At 36.2% G+C, this 588-nt stretch carries 1 protein-coding gene; it reads left to right on the top strand.

All coding sequences use genetic code 11. The features are described 5' to 3' along the window. Positions 1 to 440 (top strand): hypothetical protein (locus tag ASV53_RS25725; protein WP_094959029.1); only part of this gene is annotated, 440 nt, incomplete at its 5' end. Between the last annotated feature and the right edge of the window lie 148 nt (positions 441 to 588).

Raw genomic sequence — 588 nt, 5'->3', positions numbered from 1 at the left:
TTGATATTGGCGATGTGGATTTGAAACCACCAGTTCATTTGAGTAATGACGCTTTGTTTCAATTGCCTTTTATTTCTTTATGTATTCTTATGATAAGTAAAGGTAGAGTTAAGCCAAGAACTCAGCAAATTGGAAATATTGTTGGTTCATGTATAGAAGGATCTATACCAGGCTATAAGAGTGCTAAATATAACCTTTCTTGGTCTGCAAATTTAAGAATGAGAACAGCTAAAGCCCTTTCGTTTTTAGAGCAAGCTAATTTGGTAGAGGTTGATAGGAGAACAAATAAAATATTATCAACGGCACTCGGAAATAAGGTAATAAAAAAAGCAGTTAATGAATATTCATCTTTAGCTTTAAGTCTTAAAATGATTGAGCGTGAGTATCGAAATTTAACCACAGAGTGGAAGTTGGAACAGGATATCTATGAAGCTAATTAGTTTGGAAGTTAAGCCTAGTGGTGTAAATGGCTGGGGCTCTGGTCTATTAGAGTTTGGTGATAAATTAACTGGGCTTTATGGTGAAAATGGTACGGGAAAAACCCCTCTTATCCATTTCTGTCTCTTCTCCACCTCTCCGAGCCGACGA

It is taken from the genome of Photobacterium sanguinicancri (genome assembly GCF_002265265.1).
In the GTDB taxonomy this organism is placed as follows: domain Bacteria; phylum Pseudomonadota; class Gammaproteobacteria; order Enterobacterales; family Vibrionaceae; genus Photobacterium; species Photobacterium sanguinicancri.
The sequence above is the reverse complement of the archived record's forward strand: the minus strand, read 5'-3'. Positions and strand labels throughout refer to the sequence as shown.